Raw genomic sequence first — 14,886 nt, 5'->3', positions numbered from 1 at the left:
GCCGTTCGGGCATCTTGGCGGTGACAAGATTGAGAGGGCGTCCGATGCCGACACTCCCGTGGACCGCTGGTCCGCAGACCCCCGCCACCACCACCGACTCGGTCGTCATGGCGTCCCGCTTCCGCGTCCGGCGCCACCGCGACGTGCTGCCGTTCTTCCTCGACGCCATGCGCGTCTTCGCGCTCGCCCGGCGCAGCCCGGGCATCATCGGCGTGACCCTGCGGGCGCACCCGCTGCGCAAGGAGTTCTGGACGCTCTCGCAGTGGACCGATCAGGCCGCGCTCAGCGCGATGGTGCGCACCGAGCCGCACGCATCGGTGATGGTGCGGCAGCGCAAGGTCATGGCGGAGTCGGTGTTCCGCACCTGGTCCGCCCCCGCCGACACCCCGCCGACCTGGGCGGACGCCGAGGGCCGGGTCAGCAGCGACTGATCGTCAGGCCGAGGCGCGCGCAGACACCAGGTGCTTCAGCAGGTCGGCGACGGCAGCGGGATCGGGTACCCGGAACGCAGCCGCGGTGTCGCCGTCGCCGACCTTGACGCCCACGTCGCCGTCGCGCAGCCGGGCGAACCCGGTCTCGTCGGTGACGTCGTCGCCGGCGAACAGCACGGCGTCGGCGGACAGCTGGTCGCGCAGCTGGTCGATGGCCGCGCCCTTCGACACCTCGACGACCGCGAGGTCGAGGACGGCCTTGCCCGGCGTCGCGACCACGCCCTCAGCAGCGGCGGGTCCGGCGCCGACCGCGTCGAGGACGCGCTGCGCCACCGCGTCGTCCGCGCCGCGCACGTGCACGGCGATGCCGGTGGGCTTGTGCTCCAGCCGCACGCCCGCCTCGTGCCCCACGAGCGCGGTGACCTCGGCGACGAGCCGCTCGAGCCGGACACGTGCCTCGTCGTCCATCGCCGTCGCGCCGTCGTCGAACTCGGCACCGTGGCTGCCGACGAGCCTGATCGGCGTCCCGAACCCGGAGACGGTGGCCAGATCGGTCAGCCCGCGCCCGGACACCAGCGCGACCGTCGTCTTCGGCAGGGCAGCCAGGTCACTCAACGCAGCCGCAGCCTCCGGGAGCGGCCGCGCCGCCGACGGCACGTCGACGATGGGGGCGAGCACGCCGTCGAAGTCGAGGGCGACGAGCAACCGCCGGGTGGACGCGAGCCGGTCCAGGGCCGCTTTCAGCTCACTCATCACTGTCGGCAGGCGGCAGGCCCAGCGCGTCCAGGAACGTGCGGGCCCAGCGGTCCACGTCGTGGGTGAGCACCTGCTTGCGCAGGTTCCGCATCCGCTTCGACGCCTCGGCGTCCGGCATCTCCAACGCCGTGCGCAGCGCCAGCTTCACGCCGTCGGTGTCGTGCGGGTTCACCAGCAACGCGTCCCGCAGCTCGATCGCCGCGCCCGCGAACTCCGAGAGCACCAGGACCCCTGTGTCGTCGGTGCGGCAGGCCACGTACTCCTTCGCGACCAGGTTCATCCCGTCCCGCAGCGGCGTCACCAGCATGACGTCGGCGGCGGCGAAGAACGCGGCGAGCTCGTTGCGCGGCAGGGACTGGTGCAGGTAGTGCAGCACCGGGTGCCCGACCCGCGCGTACGCCCCGTTGATGCGGCCGACGGCCTGCTCGATGTCCTGCCGCATCCGCTGGTAGTGCTCGACGCGTTCACGGCTGGGCGTGGCCAGCTGGATCATCACGGTGTCGCCGGCCTTGTCCTCGGCCAGCAGCTCCTCGAACGCGCGCAGCCGCACGTCGATGCCCTTGGTGTAGTCCAGGCGGTCGACGCCGAGGATGACCCGGCGCGGATCACCCAGATCGGCGCGGATCTGCTTGGCCTGCTCCTGCACCTCCGGCGAGCGGGCCAGCTCGTCCAGCGCGCGGGAGTCGATCGAGATCGGGAACGCGCCGAGCCGCACCGTCCGGCCGTGGTAGTTGAGCTCGTCGTCGCGGCCGCTCTCCGTCGCCGACGTCAGCTGGGTGGCGAGCCAGCCGAAGTTGCGGGCGCCGCCCTCGGTGTGGAAGCCGACGAGGTCGGCGCCGAGCAGACCCTCGATGATCCGCGACCGCCACGGCAGCTGCATGAACAGCTCGGTGGGCGGGAACGGGATGTGCAGGAAGAACCCGATGCGCAGGTCCGGCCGCAGCGCCCGCAGCGCCGCCGGCAACAGCTGCAGCTGGTAGTCCTGCACCCACACCGTCGCGCCCTCGGCGGCCACCTCCGCGGTGACCTCGGCGAAGCGCTGGTTGACCCGCGTGTAGGCCTGCCACCAGTGCCGATGGAACGCCGGCGGGGCCACCACGTCGTGGTACAGCGGCCACAGCGTGCCGTTGGAGAAGCCCTCGTAGTAGTCCTCGACATCCTTCGCCGAGAGGTTCACCGGGTGCAGCGACAGGCCGTCCTCCACGAACGGCCCGGCGTCGGCGTCGGGTACGCCCGGCCAGCCGACCCACGCCCCCTCCCGGCTGCGCAGCATCGGCTCCAACGCCGTGACCAGGCCACCCGGGCTGCGCTTCCAGCGCTCCGTGCCGTCGGGCAGCTTCTCCAGATCGACGGGCAGGCGGTTGGCGACGACGACGAACTCGGCCTCGTTCCCGACTTCGCTCACTTTTCCGACCCTACTGCGGTACGGGCTCCACCGCGGGTCGTGCGGCCCGCTTGTGCGGGGATGTGAGGAAGTCGCCGAAGCTCACCCCGGCCGCCAGCGCGAGACCGATGCCCAGCGCGACCGTCACGGTGACCAGCCCGTCGGCCACGCCCTCGACGGCCAGCTGGTAGAAGCCGCGGTAGGCCGTGAAGCCCGGCAGCAGCGGCGTGATCCCGGCCAGCACGACCACCAGCGGGGGCACCCGCCCGTCGCGGCGCAGCAGGCCGGCGGCGCATCCGACCACCACCGCCGCGACCCCGGTCGCGGCGACCGGGCCGACCGTCGCGAACTGCGTCAACGCCCCGTACGTGCCCCAACCCGCAGCCCCCGCCGCGCCCGCGATGAGCAGCGGTCGCCACTGGGCGTACCCGGCCAGCGCGAACGCGGCGGCGGCGACCGCGGCCGCGCCGATGCCCCGCCAGTACTGGCCGCCGTCCGTCGGCAGCTCCCCGGCGACCTCCAGGACCAGCCCGAACTCCAGCCCGATCTTCAACGCCAGCACCACGCCCGTGAGCAGGCCGGCCGACAGCAGCGCGATCTCCGCCGCCCGGCCGGCCGCGGTCACGTAGTAGCCGGCGATCGCGTCCTGCACCGTGCCGACCACCGAGAGCCCGGACAGCAGCACCGTGATGCCGGCCGCGACCACCAGCGACGGCCGCGTCCCCGCCGGGAAGAAGCCGGTCGCGAACAGTGCGATGGCCGAACCCGTCGCCAACATGCCGCCCACGACCTGCTGGAAGAACGACGGCAACCCCCAGCGCGTGAGCACCCGGCCGGCCCGGTCGATCGCGCCCGTCACCAGGAACGCGGCCACCGCCGTGATCGGCGCGGCACCCAGCATCAGCGCGATCGCCGCCGCCAACCCGGCCCACCCCGCCGTCGCCACCCACCGCGGGTACGGGTGGTGCGCCGACACCGCCACGTCCAGCTCCGTCGCGGCGCCGTGCACGTCCAGCTCGGCGCGGTCGACGCGCGCCATGATGTCGCGCACCGCCGCCAGCCGTGTCAGGTCCAGCGCGCGCCGCCGCACCAACCGCATCGACGTCACCGGCGTCGCCGCCATCCCGCGGTGGCAGCACATCGTGATCGACGTGAACGTGATGTCGACATCGACCGTCGGCAGCCCGCAGGCGTTCGCCAACCCAATCATGGCGTTCGTCGTCTCGGCGGCGTCCTCGCCGCTCGACAGCATCACCTCACCGGCCCGCATGCACAGGTCCAGCGCTTGCTGCACCCGCGCATCGTCCGGCACCTGCGGCCCCACCGGCGCCATCAGATCCAGCGTCGGCGGCCCCGCCTGCAGCAGCTCCCGAGCCTCCCGCCCGAGCTTGGAGCGGACGCGACGCGACAGCCGACCCCGCGACTCCCCGTTCCCCTCTGCCATGACCGCCAGGGTAGGTGGGCTCTACGATGGCCCCGTGCCGGTGTAGCTCAGTGGTAGAGCAACCGCCTTGTAAGCGGTAGGTCGTCGGTTCGATCCCGACCTCCGGCTCCATGCTTGGTCGATTCGTATGCCGGGTTGTGTCGGCGCCCGAGCATGAGGAGTCACCGCTGCTCCGATACGGCTGCGGCGATCTTCGCTCGGGCTGCAGGCCGGAGCAGACGCACCTGAGCGCGTTGCGGCTACGCCTCTGTGCGTCCGTCCGCGGGCGCGATGCGGGCGAGGGCGTCGTCCAGCCCGCGAAGTGCGCCCGTCAACGCAGTGGCATGGGCTCGGTGAGCGGTGGTCGTGTTGTCGGCCAGCTCGATGTGTGCGGCCATGGTGGCGCGGACGGCGACGATCACGGCCTCCAGGGTCCAGCGCAGCGTCTCGACGTCCATCAAGGCGGCGGGGCTGTCCAGGCGGACCAGCGCTTTCCTGGCTCCGGGCAGGTCGGGGTGAGCTGCGCAGAATGCGCGTAAATCTGCGATGGTTGAAGTCGCCGACCTCGGTGCACGGCGGTTGATGCGCAGACGCGGTTCGTGTTGCTTCTCCCAGTTGCGCAGAGTCCCCTCCGACACTCCGGTCCTGCGAGCCAGCTCGCGTAGCGACACCAACTCGTCGTCACCGCGATCGGGGGACACAGGTTCAGGATCGCATGGCTGCGCGCGCGGCTGAACCCGTCTTCGCATAATTGCGCGCAGGGTGCAACGATGACGGCGTGGACGGTGACGGCTCGGCGGCACGGTCCACCGGGCTGACTCCGGGCGAGCTGGCCGCGGCCGCGGTACCGGGCGCAGCCCGTGTCGTCGGAGTGAGTGCTGATGCGGTCGTCAGCGTGGACGCCACGGAGCACGCCCGCCGGATCGCGGCCGGGCTAGGTCCTGTCCTCGACGTCAGCGTGCTTCAGGCGCTGATGCACCTGCCGCTGCACGCCGAGGTTTCGACCGAGGACCTGGGCGAAGTGAATCTTCGGCTGCTGGGCAAAGCTCCGACTGGCTGCGTGGATTGGCTCGATGGTGGCAGTCGGGTCCGACGCCGGTACACCCCTGCGGCTGCGGTCTCTCTGGTTGTCGTGCGGGGCGCCACCTGGCGGCCCGCGCTACGGCGCGCAGCCACGTTCGAGCCGTTCGCGGCGCGGACCGTGCTTCTGACCCGCCCCCCGCGCCGGGTCACCGACATTGCGTGGGAGGCCGATGTCGACGGCACCGGACTGTGGATCGTCTGTCCAGGACGTGATCACTGCGGCGAAATCGACGAGGCGGTAACGCCGGCGCCTTACGTGTCGCGTTACCTGAAGCCGGCGAAGTGGCAGTTCGCCGAACATGCCTATGCCGCGTGGCTCGCGCAGACGACCCAAACCGCCGCCCCGACCGAAACGGTCCCTCGCGGGCGCCCAGTCGGTCAGGGAGTGTCGGCTCGACCGTGAGCTCGTTCAGCTGGTTCAGGTCGTGGGTACGAGGCGGTGCTGCGGGGGTCCGTCCAGATCACACAATGCATCCAGCAGCGGATCGACCGGAGCGCCCTTGCCTGGGGTGCCGAGGTCTCGGTGTGCCTCCCGGGCGTTCCAACGCTGCGTGGCCAGCCAAGTCCGCTGATCAACCTGGCCGGCGACGAACTCGTCGTCGAGCAGTTCGTCGAGCACAGCGAGCCAGGCGTGGACGTTGTGGAGCAGGACCGCTTCTTTGTCGGCGGGATCGGTGGTGAACGAGTCAGCAGCACGGTCACCGCATCGCGCGCACACAGGTGCGGCGCGGTTCGCGTACCAGGCCCGGTAGATCGAGGGGTTCCGGGTTTCCCACAGTTCGCGCAGGAACAGGCCGGGGATGAACCCTGCGGACCTCGGGCCGCCCCTGCGCGTCTCTGGTGGTCGGGGTTGGCGCTGCGAGGCCAATAGTCCGATCGCGGCCCCGCCGCCGTGCGCGAGGACGTCGGTAGCGGCGAGCACCTCGGTGCCCACCACGAGACTGCCCGGGAAAGCGTTCAACATGGCGCGCAGCCCGGCCATTCGGCCCTTCCCGGCTAGCCATGTCGACCGTGCGGCGAACACGAACGCCAGTTCCCGATCGCCGCGCTGCTCGTCCAGGACGGCCATGAACGTCTCGAGTCGGGCCGGGCCGAGCATCGCCGCCTCGGTCGCGACCAGGGTCGCCACCCGCGGATCCGACATCTGCGCGCCCGCGGCGAGCACGGCCTTCAACGCCGGCCAGTCTCCGTCCCGAACGAACCCCGACGGCGTGAATGCTCCGGCCGCGCCCGAGTCCAACCACGAGGCCATCTGCTCGTCCAGCGGTAGCGGGTAGAGCGCATCGTCGTCTGCGGCAACGACCAGCGGCGCGTCTGGGGTGGCGACCGTCGTCGTCCAGCACCCCGGGTCCACGATCACTGGCTGCTGTGCAGCTCCAACGAACCTGGCGCGGCGAAGATCGCGAAGCAATTCCCCGGTCTGCGGGCCGCGAACCACCAGCCCGGACGCCGGATTCCTGCCTGTCAGCGCCGCGGCAAGCACGGCGACCGCGAGATCGGCCTTCCTATTTGGCGCGACGTAACACAGCAACCGCCCCGACATCCGCTCCATGAACTGCCCCCGCTGTTCTGGATCGCACAATGGCCTCTGTGACGTCCAGTATCACCCCGAGTGCGGATGGTCAGCCTCTACGCGCCACATGTCGCGCGACCCGACGTCGACAGAACCAGTTGATTGCCGCGAATGGACATCGGTGGCCGGCAGGTGCTATCCCAGCCTCACGCGCTGGTCCCCGAAGTTGGCGATGATGTCCACGGTGCCCCCGAGTGCCTCCACGTACGCACGGATCGTGCCGAGGCCGGCCTTGGAGAGCTCGCCGCGCTCGAGTGCCGAGACCGAGGGCTGGCTCACGTGCATCCGGTCGGCGAGTTCGCGTTGGGTGACGCCTTGCTCGGTGCGGATCTCCCGCAGTTGATGCGCGCGAACGAGCTCGTCGAGGTGCGCGCGATGGGCGGCGACGCGACCCTCTCGCGGGGCTCGCTTGGCTCGGACCTCGCGCCAGTTGCTAGCCATTCTGCTCATCCTCCGTCCAGCGCTCGTACCGCTTCTCTGCCAATGGGATGGAGTGGCGGTACCACTCCGACCACCGCCCTGACTTGTCCCCCGCCACCAGTAGGACTGCACGTCGAGCCGGATCGAAGACGAACAGGATCCTGACTTCCGACGCACCGGTCGATCCGGGGCGGAGTTCCTTGAGGTTGTGCATCGAGGAGCCCTTGATCCTGTCGACCAGCGGTCGACCCAGCGTTGGACCATCCGCTTCGAGCTTGTCGATGGCTGCCGCGACCAGGTCGTACGTCTCGTCGTCGATCTCGTCCAGTAGCCATGCCTCGACGTCCTCGAGGAGGATCACCTCCCACGCCACGTGCCCAGTATAGCTTGTGGGTTGTATAGAGCAAGGTTTATGAACTCGCGTACTCGCTACGGCTGCTCGGTCCCGGGATCGGCGGCGAGGTAGGGCTGCGCCAGCTCGTACGCCGTCGTCTGGCGGATGCCGGTCAGGCGGGCGATGGCCGGCCAGGAGTGCCCACCTCTGCGGTACAGCTCGGCCAGGAGTCGACCGGTGCGCTCGCGGCCGGCGCGGCGCGCTTCCTCCGAGTCGAGGATCGCGGCCAGGAGTTGGTCATCGGACAGCTTGGTCGGATCGCCTGTCGAGTGATCCTGGCCGGGCATCCTCGCAAGCTAGGTTGCATGCCTTTCGGAAATCCGAAAGACTGCGCCTGTGGGTGTCGCCGATGAGTGGATCTTCGCTGTGCATGCGACCAGGCCCGACGACGTCGGTGTGGTCGAGATCGTCTTCCGCGATGAGCGCGCTGCCTGCGCCTATGCGGCTGATCGGTCCACCGATTTCGGTGTCGTTGCCGCGTCGGTGACGGGCTACCTGCTCGGGGAATTGGGGACGCGGCACGCCGTCGCCTGGTTCGCCGACGGTGCCGAGCAGCCAGCACGGGCGCCTCGTCCCGGGCCGCCCGGGCGGGGCATCTACCCGAACGGCGCGTAACGCAGGTCGGCATCGCCGCGAAGGACCGTCGCGCGGGTCGGCCGGCCTGCCCGATCGCTCCCCCGAAAGGCCCTTCGTGATGACTCGCAACGTCGCGCTCGTCTGCGCGACCGGAGCACTCACCGTGCTCGGACTCGGTCTCATCGTGACCACTGCCAGCGCGGCGCCGGCGCCGGCGGCCGGCAAGGTCCTCCAGTGCACCCAACTCGGCACGAGCAAGCTCTACCTCTGCACGGAGACGGGCAAGGCCATGCCGACGCCTCCACCCACCCCGTCGTCGACGCCGAAGCCGACGCAGACGAAGGAACCGCGCCCGGAGCCCACGCGGCAGCCGCGAACGGAGCCTCCGGGCCTGCCGCTGACGGCTGCCCCGGGCGCCTAGCCAGCGGCCGCCGCCCGCGCCAGGCCGACCAGCGCCGCGGTGAGCTCGGGCAGGCTGCGGCCCTCGTCGTGGCGCCAGTGCCGGACCTGCTCCGCGGTGAGGGCGGCGAGGAGGGCGCCGGCGCGGAGGTCGGGGTCGGGGGCTCCGGCGGCCGCGAGGAGGACGCTGAGGTGCTGGCGCCACAGCCGGTGCGAGCCGGTGCGGAGGCGGGCGCCGCGGCTGGCGGTCTGCGACATCTCGACGACGTCGAGGTGCGCGTCGAGGAAGGCCAGGTAGGCCTCGACGAAGGCGGCCACTCGCTCGGTCGGCGGCGCGCCAGGGCCGAGCGGCGGTGGGCCGCTCATCATCGCGGCCTGCAGCTCGGACTCGCGTTCGTCGAGCAGGGCCGCGGCCAGCCCCGACTTGTCGCCGAAGCGCCGGTACAGGGTGCCTTTCCCGACGCCGGCCGCGGCCGCGAGGTCGTCCATGCTGACCGCCCCGACGCCGCGTTCGGCGAACAGGGTGGCCGCGGCCGCGAGCACCTTGCGCCGGTTGCGCGCGGCGTCGGCCCGTTCCCTCGATGCGCCGCCGCGCACGAGCGGCAGGTCGACGGGGCTGCTCACGGTCGGCGACTCTATCTCTGGACATAAACGGACCGCAGTCCGTATCGTGCTCGACGTGAAGCTGACGACCACCGAGGGCCTCGACCTGGTCCGCCGGTACGGAGCCCCCGAGCACTGGCTCGCGGTGCTCGTGACCCAGCGGCCCGACGGCCGCCCGTCGACCAGCGTCGTGAACGCGGGCGTGCTGCCCCATCCCGTCAGCGGCGCGCCGACCGTCGCGTTCGTCGCGCGCGGCGCCACGGCCAAGCTCGCCAACCTGCGCCGCGAGCCGACGGCGACGCTCGTCTTCCGGTCCGGCTGGGAGTGGGTGGCCGTGCGGGGCAGCGTCGAGCTGGCCGGCCCCGACGACGAGCTGCCCGGCCTCGCCGACCTGCCGGCACTGCTGCGCGACGTCTACCACGCCGCCGGCGGCCACCACCCCGACCTCGACGAGTACGACCGCGCGATGGCCGCCGACCGGCGCACGGCCGTCCTGCTGACCCCCGAGTCGTTCGCCACCAACCCGCCCGGCACCGAGCACGAGGAGCCCGCATGACGACGATCCAGGTCTGGTCCGACCTGCTCTGCCCGTTCGCCTACGTGGGCATCCTCCGGCTGCGGCGCGCCCGCGAGCGGCTGGGGCTGGACGTCGAGCTGGAGCACCACACGTTCCCGTTGGAGCTCTTCAACGGGCCGCACCCGCGCCGCGGCACCGACACCGAGGCCGTCGGGCTCGGGCAGATCGAGCCGGAGGCGCAGTTCCGGGTCTGGACGGAGCCGGACGACCGCTACCCGCACACCGTCCTGCTCGCCGCCGAGGCCGTGCACGCCGCGAGCGCGCAGGGCCTGCGGGCCGGCGAGGAGCTGGACCTTGCGCTCCGGCGGGCGTTCTGGACGCGGTCGCGCTCGATCAGCCATCGCCAGGTGATCCTGGATGTCGCCGCCGAGCTGCCCGACGTCGACGTCGAGGCGCTGGCCGCCGCGCTCGACACGGGTCGGCACCGCGCCGACGTCATGGCCGATTTCGCGGTGTCGCAGACCGACGCGATCGCGGGCAGCCCCACCTTCCGGCTGCCGGACGGGACCACCGTCACCAACCCGGGCATCGAGGTGCACTGGGAGGGCCCGTGGGCAGCCGGGTTCCCGGTCGTCGACGCGCACGACCCGAGCGTCTACGACGACCTGCTGCGCAAGGCATGAACCCGGTCCTGGTGCCGGTCGTGGTCGGCGTGCTCGACACGAACTGCTGGGTGCTGCACGCCGAGGGTGACCGGCGCGCGCTCGTCGTCGATCCCGGAGCCGACGCGGCCGCGATCGCGTCGGCGACCGCCGACCTGGACGTCGTCGCGATCGCGCTGACCCATGCCCACTTCGACCACGTGCTGGCCGCGCCCGAGCTGGCCGCGCGGTGGCAGGTGCCGGTGCTCGCCCACCCCGCCGATGCGCCGGTGTGGCCCGACGAGCTCGCCGTCGCCGCACGCACCGGGTTCTGGGACGCCGGCACCGCCACCGCGGACCTCCTGGCGCGCGACCCCGCGCTGCTCGTCCCGCCGCCGGGTCCGCCGTGGGACGGGCGGAGCACGCCCGTGGTCGACGGCGAGGTGCTGGAGGTCGGGCCGCTGCGCGTCGAGGTGCTGCACACGCCGGGTCACTCGCCCGGCGGGATCAGCCTGCTCGTCGGCGACGACCTGCTCACCGGCGACACGCTGTTCCCCGGCGGGCCCGGGCTGACCGGCACCCGCCTCTCCGACTTCCCGACGATCATCGGCTCGGTGCGCCGGCTCTTCGAGCTGCCCGATGTCGTGCGGGTGCGGCCGGGGCACGGCGCCGACACCACGATCGGCGCCGAGCGCCCGCACCTCGACGAGTGGGTGGCGCGCGGATGGTGAGCGCCGGTCAGATCAGCCGGACGCCCGGGGTCACCTCGACGGCGACGTCGTAGACCATCGGCCGGGCGACGACGTCGAGCTCGGGGTCGTCGAGCAGGCGCCGGACCGCCGCCCGCCACTCCGGGTTCCGGTGCGCGGCGTCGAAGGCGAGCCCGCTCGTCCACTCGGCGACGTTGCAGAAGGTGATCTCCGCGTCGTCGCTGAACGCGCGGAACATGCGGGCCCTGATCAGGCCGGGCGCGTCCGCCATGTGCTGGGCGTTCCCGCGCCAGCGCCGCAGGAAGCGGTCGCCCTGCGCCATCGGCACGGAGATCGCGTTGATGAGGGTGATCGGGGTGTCCACGCCGGCCACCGGGTGCTGCTCGGGTCGTGTCATGCGGTCCACCATATGCGCCCTTTGCGTGATTGTCATCAACAATGACAGTATCGGTGCGTGCTAACATCGCGCGGTGGAACTCGACGACCGGGGCGTCTACCTGCTGTCCCACCTGGGCTACCACGTGGCCGACCGGTTCGCCCACGACCTGGCACCCCTCGGCCTGCAACCGGCGCAGTTCGGCGTGCTGACGCATCTGGCCCGCAGCGACGGCCGCAGCCAGCAGGAGCTCGCCGACCAGCTCGGGGTGCACCGCAACGCCATGGTGGGGATCGTCGACGCGCTGGAGGGCCGCGGCTACGTCCGGCGCGCCCGGCACCCGCTGGACCGGCGCGCCCACGCCGTCCACCTCACCGAGAGCGGACGCACCGCGCTCGACGCCGCCCGCGCCGTGGCCGACGAGCTGGAGGCGTCGGTGCTGACGCCGCTCGACGCCGCCGAGCAGGCGTCGCTGATCGCGATGCTGCACCGCCTGGTCGACCACGCCGGACTCCCGCCCGGCGTGCACCCCGCGCTGCGCACGCGCCTCCCGCGCGTGTGACCGGTCAGGTGTGCACGACGACGAGGTCGTGCCGGACCTCCACGTCGTAGCGTTCTGCCTGGTAGGGGCCCGGTTCGACGGTCGTCTCGTAGGCCCGTACGCGCACGCGCGCCGGGTCGAACCAGGACTGTCCGGTGGTGATGTCGAACTCCCAGCCGTGCCACGGGCAGCGCAGGATCTCGCCCTCCCGCACGTAGTTGTACTCGCCAGGAGCCGTCGACACGACCAGCCCGGAGAGCGTGCCCTCGCAGAGCCGCGCGCCGGCGTGCGGGCAGGTGTTGCGCAGCGCGTAGAAGCGCCCGTCCACGTTGAAGACGCCGATCGAGCGCCCGTCGATCTCGACGATCTTGCGCTCGCCGGGCGGGATCTCGGCGGTCGTCCCGACGACGTGCGCGCTCATGCGAGGCCGTACAGCGCGGTGGCGTTGCCGCCGAGGATCGCCGCGCGGTCCGCGTCGGGCAGCCGGACCTGCAGGGCACGGTCGGGGTCGTCGAAGTCCCAGTGCGGGTAGTCGGTGGAGAACATGATCCGCCCGGTGCCGCCGAGGTTGTCGAACACGGCGAGGAGCTGGCGCGGGTCGGGCGGCTCCTCGATCGGCTGCGTCGTGACCCAGAAGTGCTCCCGCACGTACTCCGACGGGGCCTTCGTCAGGTGCGGGACCTCGCTGCGCAGCCGCTTCCAGTGCGCGTCCATGCGCCACATCAGCGACGGGAGCCAGCCGAAGCCGCCCTCGATCAGCACCACCCGCAGCTGCGGCAACCGCTCGAACACGCCCTCGATCACCAGGCTGGTGACCTGCGCCTGGAACGCCTGCGCCATGGCGGTGTGGTCCTCGATGTAGAACGAGGGCCAGCCCGTGCCCGTCACCGGGCCGCGGCCGCCGCCGAAGTGGATCCCGACGGGCAGCCCATTGCGCACGGCCGCCTCGAGGATGGGCCGGTAGCGGCGCCTGCCCAGCGGCTCGTCGGTGCGCACCAGCAGCAGGACCTGCACGAAACCAGGATGCGCGGCGGCCCGGTCGATCTCCACCGCCGCCAGGTCCGGCTCCTCGTACGGGACGACGATGCCGGCGCGCAGCCGCGGGTCCTTCTCCAGCCACTCGGCCACCTGCCACTCGTTGACCGCGCGGCACAGGGCGGCGGCGAACTCCGGGTTGGGCTCGCGGTTGGCCGGGGTGAGGCAGTTGAGGATGCCGAAGCGGATGTCGTGCGCGTCGAGGTGCTGGGCCTGCATGAAGCCCAGGTCACCGCCGGCCGGGAGACCCGACGGCGGCCACGCGTCGACGCGGGCGGCGTTGCGCGAGCCCTTCGGGTAGGACGCGCCGCCGTCGCCGCGCCCGCCGAAGGTCGCGGCGTGCTCGCGCCAACGCCGGGAGAGGTACGGGTCGAGCGAGCCGGGCGCGAGCTCGTTGTGGATGTCGCAGTCGACGAGCGGCGGACGGGTGCGGGGCACGTCAGCTCCCGAGGCGGTACGTGTCGACGGCGTTGGTCGAGAGCAGCCGGGTCAGCGCGTCGACCGGCAGGCCGGTCGGGACCGCGTGCTCGGCGTCGTCGAACTGGTGGTGCGGGTAGTCGGTGGCGAACATCAGCATCCGGTCGCTGCCGAGCCGGTCGAGCACCTCGAGCAGCCGCTGCGGCTCGGGCGGGCCGTCGAGCGGTTGGGCGGTGAGCCGGACCGTCTCGCGGATGATCTCCGACGGCAGCCGGTCCACCCACGGGACCTCGCGGCGCAGCCCCTTCCAGTTCTTGTCCAGCCGCCACATCAGCGGCGGCAGCCACGTGAAACCGGCCTCCACCAGCACGATCGGCAGTCGCGGGAACCGCGCCGGCACGCCCTCGCAGACCAGGCTGACCAGCTGCGCCTGGAACGCGTGCGCGATGCCGACGTACTCCTCCAGGTGGTAGGTCGGTCGCCCGACGGGTGTGACCGGGTGCCGGCCGGCGCCGCCCGCGTAGACGGCGAGCGCGAGACCGTGGCGCTCCGCGGCCTCGTAGATCGGCCAGTTCGCGCGCGTGCCCAGTGGCGCCGCCGCCCGTACGGGCAGGATCACCTGGACGAGCTCCGGCCGGTCGCCGACGCGGTCGATCTCGGCCGCCGCCCGCGCCGGGTCCTGCGCGGCGACGACGATCGACCCGCGCAGCCGCGGTTCCGGTGCGAGCCACTCCGCGAGCTGCCAGTCGTTGACCGCCCGCGCCATCGCGACCGCCCAGTCCGGGTTGTGGATGCCGTCGACGCCGTAGATGCAGTGCGTGACCGCGATGTGGGTGCGCCACGGATCGAGCAGCTGAGCGCGCAGCAGGTCCAGGTCGGATCCGGGCGGCCCGTCGACCGGTCGCGAGCCGGGCAGCGCGGCGAGCGGCGAACCCGGTGGGTACAGGTCCGACTCCAGCCCGCGGATCCCGCTCTCACGGACGTAGGCGCGCCACCGCGCCGGCAGGTACGGCAGCAGCGCCGCGATCGAGCGCGGCGTGATGTGCACGTCGGTGTCGACCACCGGCACGTCCGGCCAGGTGGCCGGGCGGGCGTACGTCGCGGCTGCCGCCGTCATGCGGGCCCCCTCCTCGGTCGTCCGACGTTAGGTGGCCGCTGCGGGGCAGGTCAACGACGGGGATCGCCACCCACCAGCCGCGCACGGTCCGAGACCGGCGGAACGGGTGAGCTACCGCTCCCAGACGTGTTCGAGGCTGGTGGCGAGGCCCCGGATGTTCGTGTCGGCGTGCATCTTCAAGCGGGCCATCGCCAGCTCGTAAGCTTCGTCGTCGGCACGCTTCCCGATCACCCAGACGACGACGACGGTCCCGTCGGGGTCGATGCGGTAGATGATCCGGCACGTCTTGTTGCCCACGACGAGCTTGCGGAACGTGGTGAGATCCCCACCGGCGCGGCTGCCGAGTGGCTGGCCGCGCAGGTGGGGGTCTTCCTGGAGCTTCTTGAGCCCGGCGGCGACGATTCGCTGAGCGGACCGATCGAGATCATGGAAGTCGTCGCGGGCGTCATCGGTCAGCGTCACCTTCGCCGTGACCACCGGGGTTCCTTCC

General features: G+C 72.0%; 22 protein-coding genes and 1 tRNA gene. 9 read left to right on the top strand and 14 right to left on the bottom strand.

Features of this window, described 5'->3' with window-relative positions:
* Positions 1-44: 44 nt before the first annotated feature.
* Positions 45-431 (top strand): DUF3291 domain-containing protein, encoded by a 387-nt coding sequence (locus ACQEVB_RS05550; protein ID WP_432965968.1) that lies wholly within the window; start codon positions 45-47, stop codon positions 429-431.
* Between the two features lie 3 nt (positions 432-434).
* Here the strand turns inward: ACQEVB_RS05550 and otsB are convergent, their stop codons facing one another.
* From otsB to ACQEVB_RS05535, 3 genes are read right to left on the bottom strand one after another with little or no spacing between them, the layout of a single operon-like run.
* Positions 435-1,184: a trehalose-phosphatase gene (otsB, locus tag ACQEVB_RS05545; protein ID WP_432965965.1), complete on the bottom strand. Its 750-nt coding sequence runs from the start codon at positions 1,182-1,184 to the stop codon at positions 435-437.
* A complete protein-coding gene (locus ACQEVB_RS05540) occupies positions 1,177-2,592 on the bottom strand; it encodes an alpha,alpha-trehalose-phosphate synthase (UDP-forming) (protein ID WP_432965962.1) in 1,416 nt (471 codons plus the stop codon). The genes otsB and ACQEVB_RS05540 overlap by 8 nt, the downstream gene beginning before the upstream one ends.
* Before the next feature lie 10 nt (positions 2,593-2,602).
* Complete coding sequence (locus ACQEVB_RS05535) at positions 2,603-4,015, bottom strand: threonine/serine ThrE exporter family protein (RefSeq protein ID WP_432965959.1); 1,413 nt, start codon at positions 4,013-4,015, stop codon at positions 2,603-2,605.
* 36 nt (positions 4,016-4,051) lie between these two features.
* Here ACQEVB_RS05535 and ACQEVB_RS05530 point away from each other — a divergent pair.
* A tRNA-Thr gene (locus ACQEVB_RS05530) sits at positions 4,052-4,126 on the top strand.
* A 128-nt stretch (positions 4,127-4,254) separates the two neighbouring features.
* Here ACQEVB_RS05530 and ACQEVB_RS05525 read toward each other — a convergent pair.
* The gene (locus tag ACQEVB_RS05525) at positions 4,255-4,695 is read right to left on the bottom strand and encodes a transposase (protein ID WP_432965956.1); all 441 of its coding nucleotides are present in this window, start codon (positions 4,693-4,695) and stop codon (positions 4,255-4,257) included.
* Between the two features lie 77 nt (positions 4,696-4,772).
* Here ACQEVB_RS05525 and ACQEVB_RS05520 point away from each other — a divergent pair, with 77 nt between their 5' ends.
* Positions 4,773-5,480, top strand: coding sequence for a hypothetical protein (locus ACQEVB_RS05520; protein WP_432965953.1), 708 nt, complete (start codon positions 4,773-4,775; stop codon positions 5,478-5,480).
* 15 nt (positions 5,481-5,495) lie between these two features.
* On the opposite strand, the gene ACQEVB_RS05515 is transcribed toward ACQEVB_RS05520, so the two are convergent.
* From ACQEVB_RS05515 to ACQEVB_RS05500, 4 genes are all read right to left on the bottom strand, one after another.
* Positions 5,496-6,629 (bottom strand): hypothetical protein, encoded by a 1,134-nt coding sequence (locus ACQEVB_RS05515; RefSeq protein ID WP_432965951.1) that lies wholly within the window; start codon positions 6,627-6,629, stop codon positions 5,496-5,498.
* Between the two features lie 156 nt (positions 6,630-6,785).
* On the bottom strand, positions 6,786-7,091 hold the full coding sequence (locus ACQEVB_RS05510) for a helix-turn-helix domain-containing protein (protein ID WP_432965948.1): 306 nt from the start codon (positions 7,089-7,091) through the stop codon (positions 6,786-6,788).
* The gene (locus ACQEVB_RS05505; protein ID WP_432965945.1) at positions 7,084-7,443 is read right to left on the bottom strand and encodes a type II toxin-antitoxin system RelE/ParE family toxin; all 360 of its coding nucleotides are present in this window, start codon (positions 7,441-7,443) and stop codon (positions 7,084-7,086) included. Before ACQEVB_RS05505 ends, ACQEVB_RS05510 begins: the two co-directional genes overlap by 8 nt.
* Before the next feature lie 56 nt (positions 7,444-7,499).
* Positions 7,500-7,751: a hypothetical protein gene (locus tag ACQEVB_RS05500; protein ID WP_432965943.1), complete on the bottom strand. Its 252-nt coding sequence runs from the start codon at positions 7,749-7,751 to the stop codon at positions 7,500-7,502.
* 49 nt (positions 7,752-7,800) lie between these two features.
* Here ACQEVB_RS05500 and ACQEVB_RS05495 point away from each other — a divergent pair, with 49 nt between their 5' ends.
* Together ACQEVB_RS05495 and ACQEVB_RS05490 are read left to right on the top strand one after the other, a co-directional pair.
* Positions 7,801-8,079 carry a hypothetical protein gene (locus tag ACQEVB_RS05495; RefSeq protein ID WP_432965940.1) on the top strand — a complete coding sequence of 93 codons (279 nt, stop codon included), beginning with the start codon at positions 7,801-7,803 and terminating at the stop codon, positions 8,077-8,079.
* Positions 8,080-8,158: 79 nt separating this feature from the next.
* Positions 8,159-8,461 carry a hypothetical protein gene (locus ACQEVB_RS05490; protein WP_432965937.1) on the top strand — a complete coding sequence of 101 codons (303 nt, stop codon included), beginning with the start codon at positions 8,159-8,161 and terminating at the stop codon, positions 8,459-8,461.
* On the opposite strand, the gene ACQEVB_RS05485 is transcribed toward ACQEVB_RS05490, so the two are convergent.
* Positions 8,458-9,063, bottom strand: coding sequence for a TetR/AcrR family transcriptional regulator (locus ACQEVB_RS05485; protein ID WP_432965935.1), 606 nt, complete (start codon positions 9,061-9,063; stop codon positions 8,458-8,460). The two genes, ACQEVB_RS05490 and ACQEVB_RS05485, sit on opposite strands and share 4 nt — an antisense overlap.
* 55 nt (positions 9,064-9,118) lie before the next feature.
* Here ACQEVB_RS05485 and ACQEVB_RS05480 point away from each other — a divergent pair, with 55 nt between their 5' ends.
* From ACQEVB_RS05480 to ACQEVB_RS05470, 3 genes are read left to right on the top strand one after another with little or no spacing between them, the layout of a single operon-like run.
* Positions 9,119-9,598 carry a TIGR03618 family F420-dependent PPOX class oxidoreductase gene (locus ACQEVB_RS05480; RefSeq protein ID WP_432965932.1) on the top strand — a complete coding sequence of 160 codons (480 nt, stop codon included), beginning with the start codon at positions 9,119-9,121 and terminating at the stop codon, positions 9,596-9,598.
* On the top strand, positions 9,595-10,242 hold the full coding sequence (locus tag ACQEVB_RS05475) for a DsbA family oxidoreductase (protein WP_432965929.1): 648 nt from the start codon (positions 9,595-9,597) through the stop codon (positions 10,240-10,242). The genes ACQEVB_RS05480 and ACQEVB_RS05475 overlap by 4 nt, the downstream gene beginning before the upstream one ends.
* Positions 10,239-10,931: an MBL fold metallo-hydrolase gene (locus ACQEVB_RS05470; protein WP_432965926.1), complete on the top strand. Its 693-nt coding sequence runs from the start codon at positions 10,239-10,241 to the stop codon at positions 10,929-10,931. Before ACQEVB_RS05475 ends, ACQEVB_RS05470 begins: the two co-directional genes overlap by 4 nt.
* Positions 10,932-10,938: 7 nt before the next feature.
* Here ACQEVB_RS05470 and ACQEVB_RS05465 read toward each other — a convergent pair whose 3' ends face one another.
* Positions 10,939-11,307, bottom strand: coding sequence for an antibiotic biosynthesis monooxygenase family protein (locus ACQEVB_RS05465; RefSeq protein ID WP_432965923.1), 369 nt, complete (start codon positions 11,305-11,307; stop codon positions 10,939-10,941).
* 73 nt (positions 11,308-11,380) lie between these two features.
* Here ACQEVB_RS05465 and ACQEVB_RS05460 point away from each other — a divergent pair, with 73 nt between their 5' ends.
* Positions 11,381-11,848: a MarR family winged helix-turn-helix transcriptional regulator gene (locus ACQEVB_RS05460; protein ID WP_432965920.1), complete on the top strand. Its 468-nt coding sequence runs from the start codon at positions 11,381-11,383 to the stop codon at positions 11,846-11,848.
* Positions 11,849-11,852: 4 nt separating this feature from the next.
* On the opposite strand, the gene ACQEVB_RS05455 is transcribed toward ACQEVB_RS05460, so the two are convergent.
* The 4 genes from ACQEVB_RS05455 to ACQEVB_RS05440 all read right to left on the bottom strand — a co-directional run bounded on the left by ACQEVB_RS05455 (position 11,853) and on the right by ACQEVB_RS05440 (position 14,873).
* Positions 11,853-12,248 carry a Rieske (2Fe-2S) protein gene (locus tag ACQEVB_RS05455; protein WP_432965917.1) on the bottom strand — a complete coding sequence of 132 codons (396 nt, stop codon included), beginning with the start codon at positions 12,246-12,248 and terminating at the stop codon, positions 11,853-11,855.
* Positions 12,245-13,300 (bottom strand): amidohydrolase family protein, encoded by a 1,056-nt coding sequence (locus ACQEVB_RS05450; protein WP_432965914.1) that lies wholly within the window; start codon positions 13,298-13,300, stop codon positions 12,245-12,247. The genes ACQEVB_RS05455 and ACQEVB_RS05450 overlap by 4 nt, the downstream gene beginning before the upstream one ends.
* A gap of 1 nt (position 13,301) precedes the next feature.
* Positions 13,302-14,396: an amidohydrolase family protein gene (locus ACQEVB_RS05445; RefSeq protein WP_432965911.1), complete on the bottom strand. Its 1,095-nt coding sequence runs from the start codon at positions 14,394-14,396 to the stop codon at positions 13,302-13,304.
* Positions 14,397-14,507: 111 nt separating this feature from the next.
* Entirely contained in the window at positions 14,508-14,873 is a 366-nt protein-coding gene (locus tag ACQEVB_RS05440; protein ID WP_432965909.1) for a type II toxin-antitoxin system RelE family toxin, read from the bottom strand.
* Between the last annotated feature and the right edge of the window lie 13 nt (positions 14,874-14,886).

Origin of the sequence: Pseudonocardia sp. CA-107938, from assembly GCF_050936315.1 — a bacterium.
Lineage (GTDB): Bacteria > Actinomycetota > Actinomycetes > Mycobacteriales > Pseudonocardiaceae > Pseudonocardia.
The sequence above is the reverse complement of the archived record's forward strand: the minus strand, read 5'-3'. Positions and strand labels throughout refer to the sequence as shown.

Excerpts from the sequence above, each read along its gene's own strand:
- ACQEVB_RS05550 (WP_432965968.1), top strand. The coding sequence starts at position 45 with ATGCCGACACTCCCGTGGACCGCTGGTCCGCAGACCCCCGCCACCACC.
- otsB (WP_432965965.1), bottom strand. The coding sequence starts at position 1,184 with ATGAGTGAGCTGAAAGCGGCCCTGGACCGGCTCGCGTCCACCCGGCGG.
- ACQEVB_RS05535 (WP_432965959.1), bottom strand. The coding sequence starts at position 4,015 with ATGGCAGAGGGGAACGGGGAGTCGCGGGGTCGGCTGTCGCGTCGCGTC.
- ACQEVB_RS05515 (WP_432965951.1), bottom strand. The coding sequence starts at position 6,629 with ATGGAGCGGATGTCGGGGCGGTTGCTGTGTTACGTCGCGCCAAATAGG.
- ACQEVB_RS05510 (WP_432965948.1), bottom strand. The coding sequence starts at position 7,091 with ATGGCTAGCAACTGGCGCGAGGTCCGAGCCAAGCGAGCCCCGCGAGAG.
- ACQEVB_RS05500 (WP_432965943.1), bottom strand. The coding sequence starts at position 7,751 with ATGCCCGGCCAGGATCACTCGACAGGCGATCCGACCAAGCTGTCCGAT.
- ACQEVB_RS05490 (WP_432965937.1), top strand. The coding sequence starts at position 8,159 with ATGACTCGCAACGTCGCGCTCGTCTGCGCGACCGGAGCACTCACCGTG.
- ACQEVB_RS05475 (WP_432965929.1), top strand. The coding sequence starts at position 9,595 with ATGACGACGATCCAGGTCTGGTCCGACCTGCTCTGCCCGTTCGCCTAC.
- ACQEVB_RS05470 (WP_432965926.1), top strand. The coding sequence starts at position 10,239 with ATGAACCCGGTCCTGGTGCCGGTCGTGGTCGGCGTGCTCGACACGAAC.
- ACQEVB_RS05465 (WP_432965923.1), bottom strand. The coding sequence starts at position 11,307 with ATGACACGACCCGAGCAGCACCCGGTGGCCGGCGTGGACACCCCGATC.
- ACQEVB_RS05455 (WP_432965917.1), bottom strand. The coding sequence starts at position 12,248 with ATGAGCGCGCACGTCGTCGGGACGACCGCCGAGATCCCGCCCGGCGAG.
- ACQEVB_RS05445 (WP_432965911.1), bottom strand. The coding sequence starts at position 14,396 with ATGACGGCGGCAGCCGCGACGTACGCCCGCCCGGCCACCTGGCCGGAC.